This is a genomic window from Streptomyces sp. UC4497 (genome assembly GCF_054871485.1).
Map to the genome: position 1 here is coordinate 20,323 of NZ_JBTYHB010000040.1, position 17,559 is coordinate 37,881.

Below are 17,559 nucleotides of genomic sequence, written 5' to 3' on the forward strand. Positions count from 1 at the left end.
GCCTCCCCGCGACCCCATCCGCACCACGCCCTGTTCAAGGAGCGCCACACACATGTCCGACCCGAACACCAGTAATCTCCGCAGCGCGCGGTGGTTCGGCCCGCACGACCTCACGGGATTCATCCACCGAACCGCGATCCAGGCCGAAGGCTTCTCGAAGTTCGCCATCAAGGACCGGCCGGTCGTCGGCATCGCGAACTCGTGGTCGGAGCTGGTGAACTGCAACATCCACTTCAAGCTGCTGGCCGACGCCGTCAAGCGCGGCGTACTGATGGCAGGTGGCTTGCCGCTCGAGTTCCCCACCATCTCGCTCGGCGAGAGCCTGATGAAGCCGTCAGCCATGCAGTTCCGCAACCTCATGGCCATGGACGTCGAGGAGTCGATCCGGGCCTACCCGCTCGACGCGATCGTGCTGCTCGGTGGGTGCGACAAGACAGTTCCCGCACAACTCATGGGTGCGGCAAGCGCCGACGTTCCGACGATCATGCTCACCGGTGGTCCTCAGGAGCCCGCCTACTTCCGCGGTCGTCAGCTCGGCGTCGGCACCGACACCTGGAAGTACGCCGACGAGCTCCGCGCGGGCACCATCACGCAAGAGGACTTCAACGAGCTTGAGGCGAGTGCGAAACCCACCGCCGGACACTGCAGCGAGATGGGCACGGCCTCGACCATGACCTCACTCGTGGAGGCACTCGGCATGTGTCTGCCAGGAACCGCCTCGATCCCCGCCGTGGACTCCCGCAGAGCTTCGGCGGCCGAGGCCACCGGTCGGCGCGCGGTCGAGATGGCGCTCTCGCAGGGGCCCAGGCCCAGCGAGGTACTCACCGAGGACGCCTTCGACAATGCGATAGCCCTGCTCATGGCCGTCGGCGGTTCGACCAACGCGGTTGTGCACCTCCTCGCTCTGGCGCGGCGGGTCGGCTACGAGTTGCGGTTGGACCGCTTCCACGAGATCTCGCAGCGCACCCCCCGGATCGTGAATGTGCGCCCGTCGGGCGAACACCTCATCAAGCAACTCTTCAATGCCGGCGGCGTCTCGGCCGTTCTGAAGGAGCTCGATCCCCTGCTGCACAGTGACGCAATCACCGTCACGGGGAAGACGCTGGCCGACGGCTACCGCGATGCCGCCGAGCCGGACGGAGATGTCATCAGCAAGCTCGACGAACCCTTCGACGCCTCGGGCGGCATCGCGGTCGTGCGCGGGTCGTTGGCTCCCAACGGCGCGGTCATCAAGCGGAGTGCCGCGTCGCCCGAGCTGCTGAAGCATCGCGGCCCGGCCGTCGTTTTCGAGGACATCTACGACCTCGGGCGTCGGATCGACGACCCTGACCTTGCCATCACCGAGGACTCCGTGCTGGTGCTGCGCAACAGCGGGCCCGCGGGTGCGCCCGGCATGCCGGAGTGGGGGATGCTGCCGATCCCCGAACGGCTTCTTCGCCGGGGCATCCGTGACGTCGTGCGCATCTCGGATGCCCGCATGAGCGGCACCGCGTTCGGCACCACCGTCCTGCACGTCTCCCCCGAGGCCGCCGTCGGGGGACCGCTGGCCGCCGTGCGGGACGGTGACCCCATCGTGCTCGACGTAGAGGGTCAACGGCTCGATCTCGATATCCCGGACGAGGAGATCGAACGGCGTCTCGCGGATGTCGAACTGCCCGCTCCGAAGTACCGCCGCGGTTACGGCCGACTCTTCATCGACCACGTCACACAGGCCGACGAAGGATGCGACTTCGACTTCCTGCAGAAGCTGCCGGACGAGGAGCCGCAGCGCCTCCCGTACGGCCTGACCAGTGGATGGCAAGGCGGCTGGTAGCCGCTACCGATGAACAACATGCGGCGCCTGGAAATGAGACGCCGCACGAAGTGGGGAGAAGATATGCACCGCCCGAAGGTCATCGTCATCGTGCCTCGGGAAGGCCAAGTGCCACCGCTTGCAGCTGTGGAAGCAGAAGCGGACGTCATCGTCGTGCGCACGGCTGACGAGCTGCGGGCCGCTCAGGAACACGCCGAGATCCTGTTCCTCAACGACTTCCGCAGCACGCTGCTGCGCGAAGTGGGACCGGGACGACTCCGCTGGATCCACACCTCCAGCATTGGCATGGATCCGCTCCTGACCGAACCGATCGTGAACAGCGATGTCGTCGCCAGCAACTCGCGCGGCGTCTGCGAGCGTCCGATCGCGGAATGGATCCTCGGCGTGCTGGTGATGTTCGCCAAGGACCTGCGTCGCACGATCGAACTCCAGCAACAACACCGCTGGCAACACAGGGAGACCGAACCGATCCAGGGACGCAAGGTACTCGTCGCGGGTCCCGGCCCGGTGGGGCGGGAGACCGCGCTGCTCCTTCGCGCTGCAGGAATGGATGTCACCGTCGTGGGCCGTACCGCCCGCCAGGACCCGACGCTCGGTGCCATCGCGGCCATCACGGATCTCGACGCATTGCTCCCCGAAGCGGACGACGTCGTGTTGACCCTGCCGCTCACCGAGGACACACGCGGCCTGTTCGACGCCGCCCGGCTCAAACAGATGCGTCGGGGTGCCCGACTGGTCAACGTCGGTCGGGGGGCTGTAGTGGTCGCGGACGACCTGCTCACCGCCGTCGACGACGGTCATCTCGATGCCGTGGCACTCGATGTGTTCGAGCAGGAACCGCTGCCGGCCGACAGTCCATTCTGGTCTCGCGACAACATCCTCGTGTCGCCGCACGCATCGGGAGACCTCGTGGGCTGGCGCGGTCGCGTCGTGGATTGCTTCGTCGAGAACCTGCGCCGTTGGAAGGTCGGCGAACCGCTGCACGACGTCGTCGACCTGAGCAAGCTGGGGGCCACCGCACCGGCGTCGACCGGGCACTGAGTTCGCTGTACGAAAGGCTGGTTCGCCGGGGGCGAACCAGCCTTTCGTGTTTCTCGGCCCACCCGTCGGAGTGTCCCACTCCGGCACAGAAAGCCAAGAGGGATCGCCAGTAGCTTCACGCTATCCCAGATCCTTCAACGAAGGGGCCCACATGGTCGGCAACGTCGAAGTAGCGACGCATATACCAGCGGCCGAGGGACTTCGGCTCCGCGGCAATATGGGAGTCGGGGAGCTCGTAATGAGCGTTCTTGCCTTTGCCTCCCCCCTGGCAACCGTGGCGGGCACCATGCCCGTGCTCCTGATGTTCAGCGGCAAGACGGCGCCCGGCATCTACATCATCACGACGGTGATGCTGCTCATCTTCTCGGCCGGCTTTGTGAAGATGAGTCGGTCGGTCGAGAACCCCGGTGGGTTCTATTCCTTCGTGACCGCCGGTCTCGGCAAATCAGCCGGCCTCGGAGGCGCGTTCCTGGCGCTCATCGGCTACCTCTGTATCGGCTTCTTCGCACCGTCGTTCTTCGCGGTCACGCTGCAGGGGTTCGTCACGAACACCCTCAATGGGCCCGAAATTCCATGGTATTGGTATGCGATCGCGATCACCGCCGCCACCACCTTCCTCGCCTACTGTCGTATCGACCTCTCGGCGAAGGTACTCACGGTCGCGATGATCCTCGAAGTCGTGACCGTCGTCGCCTATGACGTCGCTTCATTCACGACCAGCGACGAGCGCGTCGCTCACGGGATCGGGTTCTCGATGCCGTGGCTGACGGACTCCGGGGTTGGCGTGGCGCTCCTGTTCGCGATAGGAAACTTCCTCGGCTTCGAGGCCACCGTAATCTTCCGTGACGAGGTCAAGAGCCCGGATCGCACCATTCCGCGCGCGACGTACCTGGCCGTCGCCGGCATCGGCGTGTTCTATGTCGTCGCAGCGTGGGCGTACATCGCGTTCCTCGGCGCGGACCGGGCGCAGGGGGCCGCACGGGCTGACACCGTCGGGCTGTTCAACAACTCCGCGGGGCAGTTGCTCGGAACGGTCTTCACCGATGCCGTCACGGTGCTCCTGCTCACGTCCGTACTCGCGACGATGCTCTCGACTCAGAACATCGCCGCCCGCTACAGCTTCTCACTCGCCCAGGACGGCGCGCTGCCGAAGACGCTCGGCCGTGTGCACCATCGTCACCGCTCGCCCTACGTCTCGGCGTTGACCATCGGCGCCGTCTGGACCGTGGCCACGGTCGTGTTCGCCGTAGCCGGTACCGCCCCTGACAGCATTTACCCGATCGCCAGCGGCAGCGGCACCTTCAGCGTGCTGCTGCTGATGTTCATCGTGAGCCTCGCGGTACTGGTCCACTTCCTTCGGCGGCGTCGCGAGAACCCCGAAGCCCTGTGGAACACCGTGCTTGCTCCGGCCATCAGCATGCTGTTTCTGGGGGGCGTGACCTATCTGGCCATCATCAACTACTCCGAACTGATTGGAGGGTCGACTCTCATGACGGTGATCTTCATGGCTTTTACCTTCGCCCTGTTCATCGGCGGCATGCTCTACGCCCTCTTCCTGCGCAAGAAGCGTCCGTCGGTCTACGCGAAACTCGGGCGTGAGAGGGTCTGAAGTCTCCGAGCGCCGGGGCAGAGTTCCGAATCAGGTGGCCGTCCACGTCACCGGAGAATACCCGCCGAAGGTGACGTGAAAGTGGACACGAAGTTTATTGTCCAGTCACCGACCCGAGACGTAGCGAATTGGGGCGTTCCCGCCCGCGTACGCCCATACGCTTTGGATGCAGCACAAGAACTGGAGCAGCACACCTGATGTCGAGAAGCGCCGCCGGCATGGGATCGTTGATGCAGAATCTTCAAGATCGAGCGATCGACATCGACGATTCCGCCCGACGTCGATGGGAATACTCCTACGACGCATCGAACTACCGAATGCGTCCCGCAGCGGTGGCGCTCCCGAGGCACGTCCATGACGTCCGCGAGATCGTGCGCCTTTGCGCCGAGCACGGCGTTCCTCTCACGACCCGGGGCGGGGGGACCTCGATGGCGGGCAACGCCGTAGGTGAGGGTGTCGTCATCGACGTGTCGCGGTGGATGACCACGATGGAGGAGGTGGACGTCGACTCGCGGACCGTCTGGGCCGATGCAGGTGTAGTGCTCGGGGAACTGCGCAGCGCCGTCGAGAGACAGTCGGCCGGAGAAATGACCTTTGCGCCGGATCCGTCGTCCGTCTCGCGAGCGACGATCGGGGGCTCGATCGGCAACGACGCGTGCGGCAATCACTCCGTGGCGTACGGGCGCATGTCCCACCATGTGCGTGAGGTGGAACTCGTCACCGCTGACGGGGCGTTCCTCCGTGCCGGACGCGACGGAATCCGGGCCGTCGACGAGCGAGACCACGTTTCGGTCACACGCGCCGCCGAACTCGACGCCACACTGCGCTCGTTCACGCAGAAGCACCTCGGCCTGATCCGGACGGAGCTGGGAAGAATCCCGCGCCAGGTCTCCGGATACCAACTGGGCGCGCTGCTGCCGGAGAACGGATTCGACGTCGCCCGCGCCCTCGCCGGCAGCGAAGGGACCTGCGCGATCATTGTGCGTGCACGAGTCGCTGTGGTCCCGAAGCCCCGAACCACCGCGCTGCTGTGCCTGGGTTATGAGAACACGGTCGAGTCCGCTCGGGACGTGATGCCCATCCTCACGGCAAAGCCCACAGCGGTGGAAGGGCTCGACCTGTCGATCGTGGACATCATGCGCCACCGACGAGGCGCGGCCAGCGTCGACTCACTGCCCCGCGGTAACGCCTACCTGATGGTCGAGTTCTCAGCCGACACGATCGAGCGCGCATCGGCGGACTGCGAGCGGCTCCTCGACACTCTGCGTGCCGATGGCCGCGTGCTCGACCACACCATCGTGACCGATCCGCACGAACGCGCAAAGCTGTGGAAGGTACGCGAAGACGGGGCCGGCCTGTCGTCACGCCGCATTGACGGGGTGCAGACCTGGCCCGGCTGGGAGGACTCGGCTGTCGCGCCCGAGAGGCTTGCCGACTATCTCGCCGAGCTCCTTTCTGTGGTGCGCAAGTACGGCTACAGCGCGTTCATGTATGGCCACTTCGGAGCGGGCTGTGTGCACATGCGACTCGATTACGACCTGCGCAGCGAGCACGGCCGCCAGGACTTCGTGAACTTCACCCGAGAAGCGGCCGCGCTCGTCGTGTCGCACGGCGGCACTCTCTCCGGCGAACACGGCGACGGCCGAGCGCGCAGCGAGTTGCTCGAGGTCATGTACTCCCCCGAGATGGTCGAACTCTTCCGGGCGTTCAAGAAGAGCTGGGACCCCGCAGAGCTGCTCAACCCAGGCATCATCGTCGACCCGGCACCGTTCGCGGCCTCTCTTGCACTCGAAGGTCTACCCGAACCTGGGCGGGGCCCAGAGGGAACATTGCCGTTCGCCGGGAACACCCATGCGTGCATCGGCGTAGGACGATGCCGTGCGACCTCCGGTGGATTCATGTGCCCGAGCTATCGGGCGACGAGGGACGAGAAGGACTCGACCCGAGGCCGTGCCCGCGTGTTGCAGGAACTGACGCGCACCAAGGGTGGTAGCCTGTCCGGCTGGTCGAGTCCCGAGGTACGAGAAGCCCTCGACCTCTGCCTTTCGTGCAAGGCATGCTCAAGTGACTGCCCGACCGGTGTCGACATAGCCGAGGCCAAGTCCGAGCTCGTGAGCGAGCACTATCGCGGCAAGCCACGTCCCTTCACCCACTATTCCATCGGGTGGCTGCCGAGGTGGCTCCCCCTTCTCACTCGGGTCGCACCCCTCGCCAACTTCGTGGCACGCAACCGGATCGCACGCCGCATCGGCGAACGTCTCGGAGTGAGCGCACGACGCCGTCTCCCCGCGTTCATATCAGCGCGCGTGACACGGCGTCGCATACGTGAGGCCCAGTTTTCCGACCGTGCCGACGTCCTGGTCTTCGCCGACAGCTTCACCCGGGCGTTCCGCCCCGAAGTGATACCCGCCGCAGCTCGGGTGCTCGGCGAGAGCGGCAGAACGGCCGGATGCACTCCTTCCGCCTGCTGCGGACTGACCTGGATCTCCACCGGCCAGCGCGATGGCGCACGACGCCGACTCCGCCGCCTGATCACTCGCTTCGACGACGGCACCGACCGGCCGATCGTCGTACTCGAACCGAGCTGTGCGGCCGCCATCCGAGACGACGGCCCGAAACTCGTCGGCGGCGCCGCGGCGCAGCGAGTCGCCGCTCGCGTGCAGTCGTTCGCCACAGCCATGGACGACGCGCTCAAACACGGGTGGAAGCCGAGCGCACCGCCCCCGGAGCGCGCGGTCCTGCAAACGCACTGCCATGAGCACGCGGTGTTCGGCTCGGAGGCCCAGCGTCGCGTACTGCGGCACTGGGGTGTCCCGGACATCACGGTGTCCTCCTCCTGCTGCGGTGTCGCCGGCAACTTCGGCTTCGAGGCCGAGCACTTCGATGTGTCGATGAAGGTGGCCGAGCACTCGATCCGACCGGCCATGGATGCCGCCACCGACGCCTCGGTACTCACCGACGGCTTCAGCTGCGCGATGCAGGTACGCCAGATCGACCCGCTGCGCGACAGCACCCATCTCGCGTCACTGATGGACCCCGCCCGGACTGCGGGCTCCGCAGAAGACAGTCCCCGTACGGGCTTCGCCGATGGCTGAGCAACAGCACGAGCTCAAGATCACTCTGTTAGTCCCTCCAGCTGCCACGGAGCTGGCGCTCGGGGCTCATCTCCCCTGCCCAGTCCTGTAGTTGGATGAGGAATGGAGAAGAGAAAGGGGCCGCCCTGGCAGGTGACAGACGACCTGTGGACGCGGGTGGAGCCATTGTTGCCGACCCGGCAGCGACGGAAGCGGCATCCAGGGCGGCTGCCGTTGGATGACCGCCGATGCCTGCAGGGCATCTTGTTCGTGCTGCACACCGGGATCCAGTGGGAGTGGCTACCGCAGGAGCTCGGCTTCGGTTCGGGCATGACCTGCTGGCGTCGTCTGCGGGACTGGAACGAGGCCGGGGTGTGGCAGCGGCTGCACCAAGTACTGCTGACGGAGCTGCACCAGGCCGAGAAACTGGACTGGTCACGGGCGGTGATCGACGGACCGTACCGGCAGACCCGTCGGGACGACGCGAAACCGGACCGGGCCCGGCCGACCACACGCGCCTGACCGAGCTGGAGCCACCTCGGCACCGGGCGGCCTGGTCACCGACTGCAGCTACTACTGCGGCGACTCCGCTACTGACTGCGCAGGGCGAAATCAAGCCAGTCACGAGCGTACGCCGACCGCGACGCAATCCGCGCTCGTACGCGCTCACGGCATGGGCGTGCTCGCCACGCCCCGCTCCACGGCCGCCGCCACCTGCAGGTTAACGGGAACGGACACAACGTGTTACCAATGGTGTCCGCCAGGCGATCGCCTCTAGACGCATCCATGCATTGTGTTAGATCCTGCCAGCTGAGGCTCAAGCCCTGCACTCGCAGCCGACGAGGAGGTCTCCATGCCATCAGTTGCTTCGCACTCGTGGGCCGTTTCGTCGGAGCCCCAGCACACACACGAAATCCGCGACCTGTTCCTGAGTCACGCCACCGACGATCTCTCTGCGCTCCGTCCGGTGGTCGCCCGCTCCTGGCGGCGCAGTCGCGCTGCGGGCGTCGACTCGCAGGCCGACCGCGGCTACTTCGACGAGGGCCGTGTCGACGAGCGCACCATGCTCATTGCTGAGCCACATCTGAGAAGGCTCGACGAGGTCGCCGAGGACATCGGTGGCCACGTGAGCCTGAGCTCGCCGAATGGCGCGCTGATCAATCCCCCCTTCCTGAGAGAAGACGCCGACTTCGCGGCCGGCTACTCACTGTCGGAGGCAAGCTGCGGAAGCAACGGTGAAGGCGTCGCGCTGGAAGAGGGGCGTGCCATCTGGCTGGCGCCCGCGGAGCACTACCGAGAAGACATGCGCGGCAACTGGTGCTTCGCCTCGCTCATCCGAGATCCGTTCCACAATCGAGTGCGCGCAGTGGTCGGGCTGACGCTGCCCGCCGCCCGGGTACCAGAGCTCGACCCGTCGTCCACGCTTCTGATGCTCGAAGGGGTCACATCGCGGATCGAGCGAGAGATCGAGACGCGCATGTCGTCGCGGGAGCGCACCCTTCTGCGTGAGTACCTCACCGTTTGCCGCCGACGCGGGAAATCCGCGGTGGTGGTGACCGATGGCAGGCACTCCTTCATGAACTCCGTTGCAACCGCATCTCTGCAAGGCTCGGATCTGTCCGTCATCAATGGCTACGCCAAGAGTGTGATGTCCTCAGGGCAGACTACGAGCGTGGAAGTGATGCTGGCCGGCTTCGGGCCGGCCAGCATCGAGATCTCGCCCGTGGCACTGACGGCCTCGGGCTTCGGCGCGGTCACCGTCGTCCGTCCCCTCTCTCGCCACAGCCGGGCGCTCGATGCGCCGGCAATCCCGCAGCTCGACGTCTTGTCGTCCGCTGATCAGCTGCTCGAGCACCTCGACGGCCGGAGCATCGCCCTGCAACAAGCCGTCGGTTCGGCGCGGGCCGCGGTCGAGCAGGATCGATCCGTGGCCATCGTGGGCGAACCCGGCAGCGGAAAGACACGACTCGCCGAGGCGCTTGCCTGCTTCCGCAGCGATGTGATGCGGATCGACGCGCGCGACACCGCCGCCGGTTCCCGGATCGATGAGGCGTTTGAGGGTGCCACCCCGGACTCCCAGCCGGCTCTGTTCATCGCACACGCCGACGAGCTCCCCCCAGAGGACTCCCGCACATTGGCCTTGCGCCTACGAACCAGCGCGCGGGGCACAGTAATCTTCACGGCCGCAAGCGTCAGGAATGACGCGCCCCGTGCGATCGCCGATGCCTGCGGGGCGCTTGAGATCCCGCTCGCCCCGTTGCGTAGACGGCGCGAGGACATCCCCCTGCTGGCCCATGCGATCGCCGGTGAGCTCGGGAGTCGGCGGCTCTCACGCAAGCTCGTCGCAACCCTCACCAACTCAGACTGGCCGGGCAATATCGCCCAACTGCGCCAGGTCGTCTCGGACGCCGTCGAACGGTCGCAAGGCATCGAGGTCACGGAAGACAATCTGCCCGAGAACTTCCACCAAGTGCTGACCAAGGGGCGGTTGTCGCGCCTCGAGGACGCCGAACTGGCCGAGATCCGCAGCGCCCTGCGTGAAGCGAACGGGAACCGGCGACTCGCTGCGGAAATGCTGGAGATCGGGCGTTCCACTTTCTACCGGCGCATGGACTACTTCCGCAGTCGAGGCTTCGACCTCTGACCGCATGACGAACGGCCCGGACCCTCTTGGTCCGGGCCGTTCGTCGTGTCCGAAGGGGGAGCGTCGAGTGTTTCGATCTGGCACGGATGGTGGTGCCCGCATCGGGCTTTAGTTGAGTCAGTTCTCCGGACCGGCCTCGATAAGGGCTTGGGAAGCCGGCCTCGGCCGCACTCCGGCGACGACGAAATCCCGACGCGAACAGGACGACAGGACATGAACGGCGATGAGCCGGGGACCATCCTGGTGGCCCCTCACCACTTCCCGGACCTGAATCGCGAGCATGCGCTCGCCGATGAGCTCGACTACCCACTCGTCGCGGCGGCCGACGTGGATGCCTTCCGCGCAGGACTGGCGGACGCCGAGATCGTCATGGTCACGCCCTACGCGCGGCTCACCGCCGAAGAATTCCCGATGATGAAGAGGTGCCGCGCGGTGATCCGCTACGGCATGGGCTACGACAACATCGACGTCGATGCCGCAACGAAGGCCGACATCCCGGTCTCCATCGTCCCGGGCACTGCCTCAGAAGAAGTGGCTTCGCACGCCTTCGCGATGGGCCTCTCACTCGCGCGACGCCTTCCGACTGGCGACGCAGCCATCCGCGAGTTCGGCTGGAACGGGGTCATCGGTTACGACACCCCCGTGCTTTCCCAGCTCGAGGTCGGCATCGTCGGCCTGGGGCGCATCGGCCAGCACGTGGCACGGATGTACTCGGCGGTCGGTGCGAGAGTGCGCGGCTACGACCCCTACATCACTGACGGTCCGGTCGAACTCGGCAGCCTGGAGAGCGTGCTCGAGGACTCCGACATCGTCTCGCTGCACCTTCCCCTGAACGACGACACCCGACACGTGGTCTCGGAAAGCGTGCTCGCGCGGATGCGCAAGGGCGCCGTGGTCATCAATGTGTCGCGCGGTGGGCTGATCGACGAGGAGGCGCTGGCGGCGGCCCTGAAGTCAGGGCACATCGCAGGCGCCGGCATCGACACCTTCTCGCAGGAGCCGGTCGCCTCCGAGCACCCGCTGCGATCCGCCCCGAACACGATCCTCACCCCGCACATCGCCTGGCGCTCCAACCGCTCGACCGGAGCGCTGCAGGCCGGGGCCGTGGAGCGCGCGCGGCTCGCGCTCACCGGACGCCCCCTTGTCGACCTCGTGAACTGAGACGTGGAGAAGACCGACGTGTCAACGAACATCCAGACGAACCCTGTCACAGACACTGCCCCTACGGAGGATCCGCACCTGCGCCGTGGCCCTCGCGGCTATCCGTTGCTGCCGGGCGGCTACGGCCGATCCACCTACTACACCGGCGCACCGAGTCCCTACGCCGTGCGCGGCGAGGGCTACCGGGTGTGGGACGACCGGGGCCGCGAACTGATCGACGCGAACAACAACTTCACCTCACTCATCCACGGCAATGCCCATCCGGAGATCACGGAGGCGGCGACCAAGGCCCTTTCCTCCGGGGCGAGTTGGGGCATCCCCAACCTGAACGAGTGGGAGCTGGCCGATCGGCTGCTCTCGCGGCTGCCCGACCTCGACCAGGTGCGCTTCACCAACTCCGGCACCGAGGCCGTCATGTCGGCCATCCGGATCGCCCGCGCCGGCACCGGTCGCGAGCGCGTGATCGTGACCAAGGGCGGCTACCACGGGACGTCGGACATCGCCCTCGTCCCCGGCGGTCCCACCTACACAAGGGGCGTACCGCAGGGGGTGATCGACGATGTCACTGCCGTGCCCCTCAACGACATCGAGTTCCTCCGCCAGTCGGTTGAGGCAGCACCCGACGAGTACGCGGCGATCATCCTCGACCTCCTGCCGAACCGGGCCGGCCTACTGCGGATCTCCGACGATTTCGTCACCACGGCACGTGAACTCGCGACGCGCTACGGGATCGTTCTCATCATCGACGAGGTCATCAGCCTGAGGCTCGGCCTGCACGGTCTGAGCGGCGAGTACGGCATCGCGCCCGACCTCCTGACGACGGGGAAGACCATCGGAGGCGGCTTCGCGGTCGGCGCGGTCGTCGGTCTCGGCTCGCTCATGTCCGAGGTCGACCCGACACGGCCCGGAAGCCTGCCGCACGGCGGAACCTTCTCCGGCAACCCGGTCAGCATGGCAGCAGGCGCCGCGGCGCTGCGCCTGTACAGCGAGTCCGAGGCGAAGCGACTGAACGACCTCGGCGACGGCGCACGCGAGTCGGTCAAGGACCGCGTCTCCAGCGTCGGTTGGGAGGTACGAGGGCGTGGCTCGCTGCTCCGGGCCGTTCCTGCCGGCTCCCAGAAGGTCGACGAATCAACACAGCACCGCCTGTGGTGGGAGTCGTACAACCGCGGCCTGCTCGGCTCACCGGCCAACCTGCTGTCGCTGTCGACCCCGATGGACCAGGCGGTCGTCGACGACATCGCGGACCGCCTCAGCGATGCGGTGCTCGCCGTCGCCGCCACACAGGACTGAGAGAGGGCAACAGCCATGCGTATCGTCTCCTACCTCCACGAGAACCACGCTCGAGGCGGCGTGCTGCTCGACGACACCGTGTTCGATCTCGAGCGCCTGCTGAAGGCGGCCTGTACGACGCCGGCCTCCTCCGTCCGGGACTTCCTGAGCGTGCACGGCACCGAACTGTCGTCGTTCACGTCCGGTGTGGCCCGACTGATCGACCAGAATCCCCATACGCGCGTCGGTGCCCGCTCCGCTCTTCGTCTGGCCGCTCCCGTTCCTGACCCGGCGAAGGTGCTCTGCGTCGGCCTGAACTACAAGGACCATGTCGACGAGACCGGCCGTGCGCTGCCGGAGTACCCCGACGTGTTCGTGAAGTTCGCCTCGACGCTCATCGGCCCCGAGGATGAGATCCAGGGCGCCGATGTCAGCGCCAACCTCGACTTCGAGGGCGAGGTGGCCGTGGTCATGGGCCGCACGGCGCGTCACGTGCCGGAAGAAGAGGCCCTCGAATACGTCGCCGGCCTCGCCCCGCTGAACGACATCTCTGCCCGGGATCTGCAGTACCGAGGGACGCAGTGGACGGCCGGAAAGACTGTCGACGGTTCGACGCCCTGGGGCCCCGCGCTCGTCACCCTCGACGAGGTCGGCGACCCGCAGGCGCTCGAACTCGTGACCCGCGTCAACGGTGTTGAGCTGCAGCACTCGAACACGCGGCATCAGATCTTCCCGATCGCCCGGATCATCTCCTACCTCTCCAGCTTCCTCACGCTCGAGCCGGGCGATGTGATCGCGACCGGCACACCACAGGGAATCGGCGCGAAGCGCACTCCACCGATCTGGCTGAAGCCGGGCGACACCGTGGAGATCGACGTGGAGCACGTCGGCGTGCTCAGCAACCGGGTCGCCGAGTACTGACGCCACGACACCGCACCCACCCCACGCGGGCGTTCCCTCCCCGCAAGCTCTAGACAGACATGGACGAAAGATGACCGAGGCCCAGAGGAATTCAAGCGGTCGCGACGCGAAGTACCGCATCGCCGTCGACACCGGTGGCACGTTCACAGACGTGGTCGTCGGCTCCGACAGCGGTGACATGGCCGTCGGCAAGGCACTGACCACCTACGACCGTGTATTCACCGGATTCGAGGCCGCGGTCCGCCGCGCGGCCGAGTCCGTCGGCTGGAGCGGCGACGAAGTGCTGCGCAATGCCGACGTGATCGTCTACGGCACCACGCACGCCACCAACGCCGTGCTCACCGGAAAGATCGCCAAGACCGCGCTGCTGGTGACCGAGGGATTCGCCGACACCCTGCTGCTGCGCGAAGGCGGCCGCCGCGACGCATTCGACTCGAAGGCCGCCTACCCCGGCCCGTACATCCCGCGCCGACTCACGTACGAGATCCGTGAGCGCATCAACTCCGAGGGCGACGTGCTCGTCCCCCTCGACGAGGAACAGGTGCGTGGTGCCCTCAAGACCCTCGCGGACGAGGGGGTCGAGGCGGTCGCCGTGTCCTTCCTGTGGTCCATCGTGAACGACGCTCACGAGGCGCGCCTCGCGGAGCTGATCGAGGAGACCCTCCCGGGAATCCCTTACACGCTCTCCAACCAGGCCAACCCGACCATCCGCGAGTACCGGCGTTCGTCGGCTGCCTCCATCGACGCTTCGCTGAAGCCCCTCATGGCCGACCATCTGGGCAACCTGCGCTCCGACCTGGTGAGTTACGGGTTCGCGGGTGACCTCCTGGTCGTCACTTCGGAGGGCGCCGTGCTCGACGTCGCCGACGTGCTCAACCGCCCCGTACTCCTGCTCAATTCGGGTCCGTCGATGGCTCCGCTCGTCGGCGCGGCGGCGGCACCCGACCGTGAGACCGTCGTCGTCTGCGACATGGGCGGCACGACGTTCGATGTGTCGCTCGTCGAGCGGGGGATCGTGCGCCACACCCGCGAGGCGTGGCTCGGTGAGCCTTTCGTCGGCCACCTGACCGGTCTGTCGTCGGTCGCGGTCTCGAGCATCGGTGCCGGCGGTGGCAGCATCGCGTGGATCGACGGCGGCGGGCTGCTGCGCGTCGGGCCGCAGAGTGCCCGCAGCACCCCCGGACCCGCGGCGTACGGCCGGGGCGGGGAGGAGCCGACCGTCACCGACGCCTGCGTGGCGCTCGGCTATCTCGACGCCAGCGGCTTCGAGGGCGGATTCACCCTCGACCACGACGCCGCCGTACGTGCCATCGAGTCACGCATCGCCGACCCCCTCGGCATGACCATCCGGCAGGCGGCGCAGGCCATCCTCGATGTCTCGGCCAACCACATGGCGACGGCGATCCGGCAGGCATCGCTGGAGCAGGGCGTCGACCCGCGTGGGGCGCTCATCGTGGCCGGTGGCGGAGCCGGTGCCATGGTCGCCGCAGCGATCGGCATGTTGCTGGAAGCCGACACGGTGCTCATCCCCGCGACCGCGGGGGTGCTCGCGGCCTACGGCGCCCACCGTGCGCCCATCGCCACCGAGTTCCTCTCGCCGCTGCACAACGACACTCATGCCTTCGATGTCGGGTCGGCGACACGGGCCGTCGAGGAACTCAAGGTGAAGGCGGCCGAGTTCGGGGACCGCTTCCACGGCGTCGGAGCCGAGCCCGAGGTCACCTACTTCGTCGACGCGCGCTACCCCGGCCAGGCATGGGACCTGCGCGTGCACCTCGAAGGAGTACCGAACGTCCGCGATGACGCCGCCCAGGTCATCGAGCGGGCGTTCCACGCAGAGCACGACCGCCGCAACGGCACCCATGACGCGCAGAGCCGCGTGGAGATCATCACCTGGGGTGTGCGCGTCGAGGTGCCTCGGCCGGAACAGCTCAAGGACACGGTCGCCGCCGGTGGATCGCCCGAGGTGCACCGCATCGATCCCATGACGTTCGGCGGCGAGAGCTTCGACACCACCCGCTATCGGGGGGTGACGCTCGGCCCCGGCGACAAGGTCGTCGGCCCGGCCGTCATCGACCAGCCCACGACAACGATCGTCGTCCCGCCGGAGTGGGACGCGGCCCTCGACGACCGTTCCAACATCTACCTCACTCGTAAGGAGGCGTGACATGTCGCGTGAATTCGACCCCGTCAAGCTCTCGGTACTGGCGAACGCCTTCGACGGCATCGTTCGTGAGATGACCAGCGGACTGCTCCGCTCCGCTCGCTCCTCGGTGATCAACACAGCGCGCGACTTCTCCTGCGCCGTGCTGACTGCCGACAACCAGCTGCTCGCCGCGGCGGAAGGTGTGCCGGTGCACGTGTTCGGCGCCGGTCCTCTCGGCGAGGACATGGTCGCGCTGCACGACGACATCCGCGAGGGCGACGCGTTTCTGCACAACGACCCCTACATGGGCAACTCGCACGCGGCCGATCACTGCATCCTCGTGCCGATCTTCGTCGAGGGGCGCCATCTGTTCACCGCCGTCACCAAGGCCCACCAGGCCGACTGCGGCAACTCCCTTCCGACGACGTTCTACGCCACAGCGCGCGACGTCTACGAGGAAGGCGCGCTGATCTTCCCCTGTGTGCGGATCCAGCGCGACTACACCGACCTGGACGACATCATTCGCATGTGTCGGGCGCGCATCCGCGTCCCCGACCAGTGGTACGGCGACTACCTGGCATCGGTCGGCGCCTCGCGCATCGCGGAGCGTCGTGTGCAGGAGCTGGCGGCCAAATTCGGTGCCGACACGCTCGTCGAGTTCGTCGACGCATGGTTCGACTACTCGGAGCGCCTCGCCACGAGCGCGGTGGAGACGCTGCCGGAGCGGATTCTCAGCGGCTCGACGTCCCACGACCCCTTCCCCGGCACCGATCCCGACGGGGTCCCTCTTCAGGCCACGATTTCCGTCAAGCCCGCCGACGGCCGGGTCACGATCGATCTGCGCGACAACCCTGACAACCTGCCGAACGGACTCAACCTCACGCGCGCTACGGCGACCGGCGCCGCCCTGGCCGGCATCCTGTCGGGTCTTCCGGAGTCCCTGCCCAGCAACGCCGGCACGTTTCGGCGCTTCGAGGTGCTGCTGCGCGAAGGCTGCGCCGTCGGCGTGCCGAAGCATCCCTACTCGTGCTCGTCCGGCACCACGAATCTGGCGGACCGCGTGGTCAACATCGTGCAGTCCGCGTTCTCTCAGATCGAGGACGGCTACGGCACCGCCGAAGGAGCGACCGGTCAGGCGCCGGCGAAGTCGGTGGTCTCGGGCATCGACGAGCGCAACGGCAACGCCTACGTGAACCAGATCCTGGTCGGCGGCGTCGGCGGACCGGCTACGCCCTACGTCGACGGCTGGCCGACCTACCAGCGCCCGGTGTGCGGTGCTCTGCTCTACCACGACAGCGTGGAGGTCGACGAGCAGCGCTACCCGATCTACATCCACGAGCGTGTGCTCGTCGCCGACTCGGGCGGCGCGGGCCGACAGCGCGGTGGGCTCGCGACGCGCGTCACGATGGAGGCCCGCGATGACGACGTGACCATCACGTACGGGATCGAGGGCAAGTTCAACCCGCCGAAGGGCGTTCGCGGTGGCACCGGAGGTGCTGTTCCGCAGGCCTGGGTGGAAGGCGTCGACGGAAGCCGCAAGGAGATCCCGGTGGTCGGCCGGTACGACATGCTCCGCGGCGAGAAGGTCGTGTCGATCACGCCCGGTGGTGGCGGGTATGGCGATCCCCTTGAGCGGGAGGGGGAAGCAGTGCTCAACGACCTGCACGAGAGCCGGATCACGGAGGAGTCTGCGCTCCAGGTCTACGGCGTCGTGATCAAGGATGGTGTCGTGAACGACACCGCCACAGCGAAGCTGCGCCGCGACCGTGCGGCGGCCCACTAGCCAGGCACCGACAGCGACACCCGCCACCTGGCTCGTGTCCCAATCTGGCACAGGCCGACGTCACAGGGCGGGCCTATAACGGGTGCGACGACAGT

At 67.0% G+C, this 17,559-nt stretch carries 11 protein-coding genes; all 11 read left to right on the forward strand.

Features of this window, described 5'->3' with window-relative positions:
- Nucleotides 1–52: 52 nt before the first annotated feature.
- Nucleotides 53–1,813: an IlvD/Edd family dehydratase gene (locus ACYSUO_RS35605; protein WP_403999148.1), complete on the forward strand. Its 1,761-nt coding sequence runs from the start codon at nucleotides 53–55 to the stop codon at nucleotides 1,811–1,813.
- 9 nt (nucleotides 1,814–1,822) lie between these two features.
- Entirely contained in the window at nucleotides 1,823–2,854 is a 1,032-nt protein-coding gene (locus tag ACYSUO_RS35610; protein ID WP_461780351.1) for a D-2-hydroxyacid dehydrogenase, read from the forward strand.
- Between the two features lie 238 nt (nucleotides 2,855–3,092).
- A complete protein-coding gene (locus ACYSUO_RS35615) occupies nucleotides 3,093–4,463 on the forward strand; it encodes an APC family permease (RefSeq protein ID WP_461780352.1) in 1,371 nt (456 codons plus the stop codon).
- Nucleotides 4,464–4,681: 218 nt separating this feature from the next.
- Complete coding sequence (locus ACYSUO_RS35620; RefSeq protein ID WP_461780353.1) at nucleotides 4,682–7,558, forward strand: FAD-binding and (Fe-S)-binding domain-containing protein; 2,877 nt, start codon at nucleotides 4,682–4,684, stop codon at nucleotides 7,556–7,558.
- A gap of 102 nt (nucleotides 7,559–7,660) precedes the next feature.
- Nucleotides 7,661–8,059 carry a transposase gene (locus ACYSUO_RS35625; protein ID WP_461780354.1) on the forward strand — a complete coding sequence of 133 codons (399 nt, stop codon included), beginning with the start codon at nucleotides 7,661–7,663 and terminating at the stop codon, nucleotides 8,057–8,059.
- A gap of 331 nt (nucleotides 8,060–8,390) precedes the next feature.
- Nucleotides 8,391–10,181, forward strand: a complete 1,791-nt coding sequence (locus ACYSUO_RS35630; RefSeq protein WP_461780355.1) for a sigma-54-dependent Fis family transcriptional regulator — start codon at nucleotides 8,391–8,393, stop codon at nucleotides 10,179–10,181.
- Nucleotides 10,182–10,394: 213 nt separating this feature from the next.
- The gene (locus ACYSUO_RS35635) at nucleotides 10,395–11,342 is read left to right on the forward strand and encodes a C-terminal binding protein (RefSeq protein ID WP_403999162.1); all 948 of its coding nucleotides are present in this window, start codon (nucleotides 10,395–10,397) and stop codon (nucleotides 11,340–11,342) included.
- An 18-nt stretch (nucleotides 11,343–11,360) separates the two neighbouring features.
- Complete coding sequence (locus ACYSUO_RS35640) at nucleotides 11,361–12,635, forward strand: aspartate aminotransferase family protein (RefSeq protein ID WP_461780356.1); 1,275 nt, start codon at nucleotides 11,361–11,363, stop codon at nucleotides 12,633–12,635.
- Between the two features lie 15 nt (nucleotides 12,636–12,650).
- Nucleotides 12,651–13,535: a fumarylacetoacetate hydrolase family protein gene (locus ACYSUO_RS35645; protein WP_461780357.1), complete on the forward strand. Its 885-nt coding sequence runs from the start codon at nucleotides 12,651–12,653 to the stop codon at nucleotides 13,533–13,535.
- A 70-nt stretch (nucleotides 13,536–13,605) separates the two neighbouring features.
- Nucleotides 13,606–15,702, forward strand: a complete 2,097-nt coding sequence (locus ACYSUO_RS35650; protein WP_461780358.1) for a hydantoinase/oxoprolinase family protein — start codon at nucleotides 13,606–13,608, stop codon at nucleotides 15,700–15,702.
- Between the two features lies 1 nt (nucleotide 15,703).
- Nucleotides 15,704–17,464, forward strand: a complete 1,761-nt coding sequence (locus ACYSUO_RS35655; protein ID WP_461780359.1) for a hydantoinase B/oxoprolinase family protein — start codon at nucleotides 15,704–15,706, stop codon at nucleotides 17,462–17,464.
- The last annotated feature ends 95 nt before the right edge of the window (nucleotides 17,465–17,559 follow it).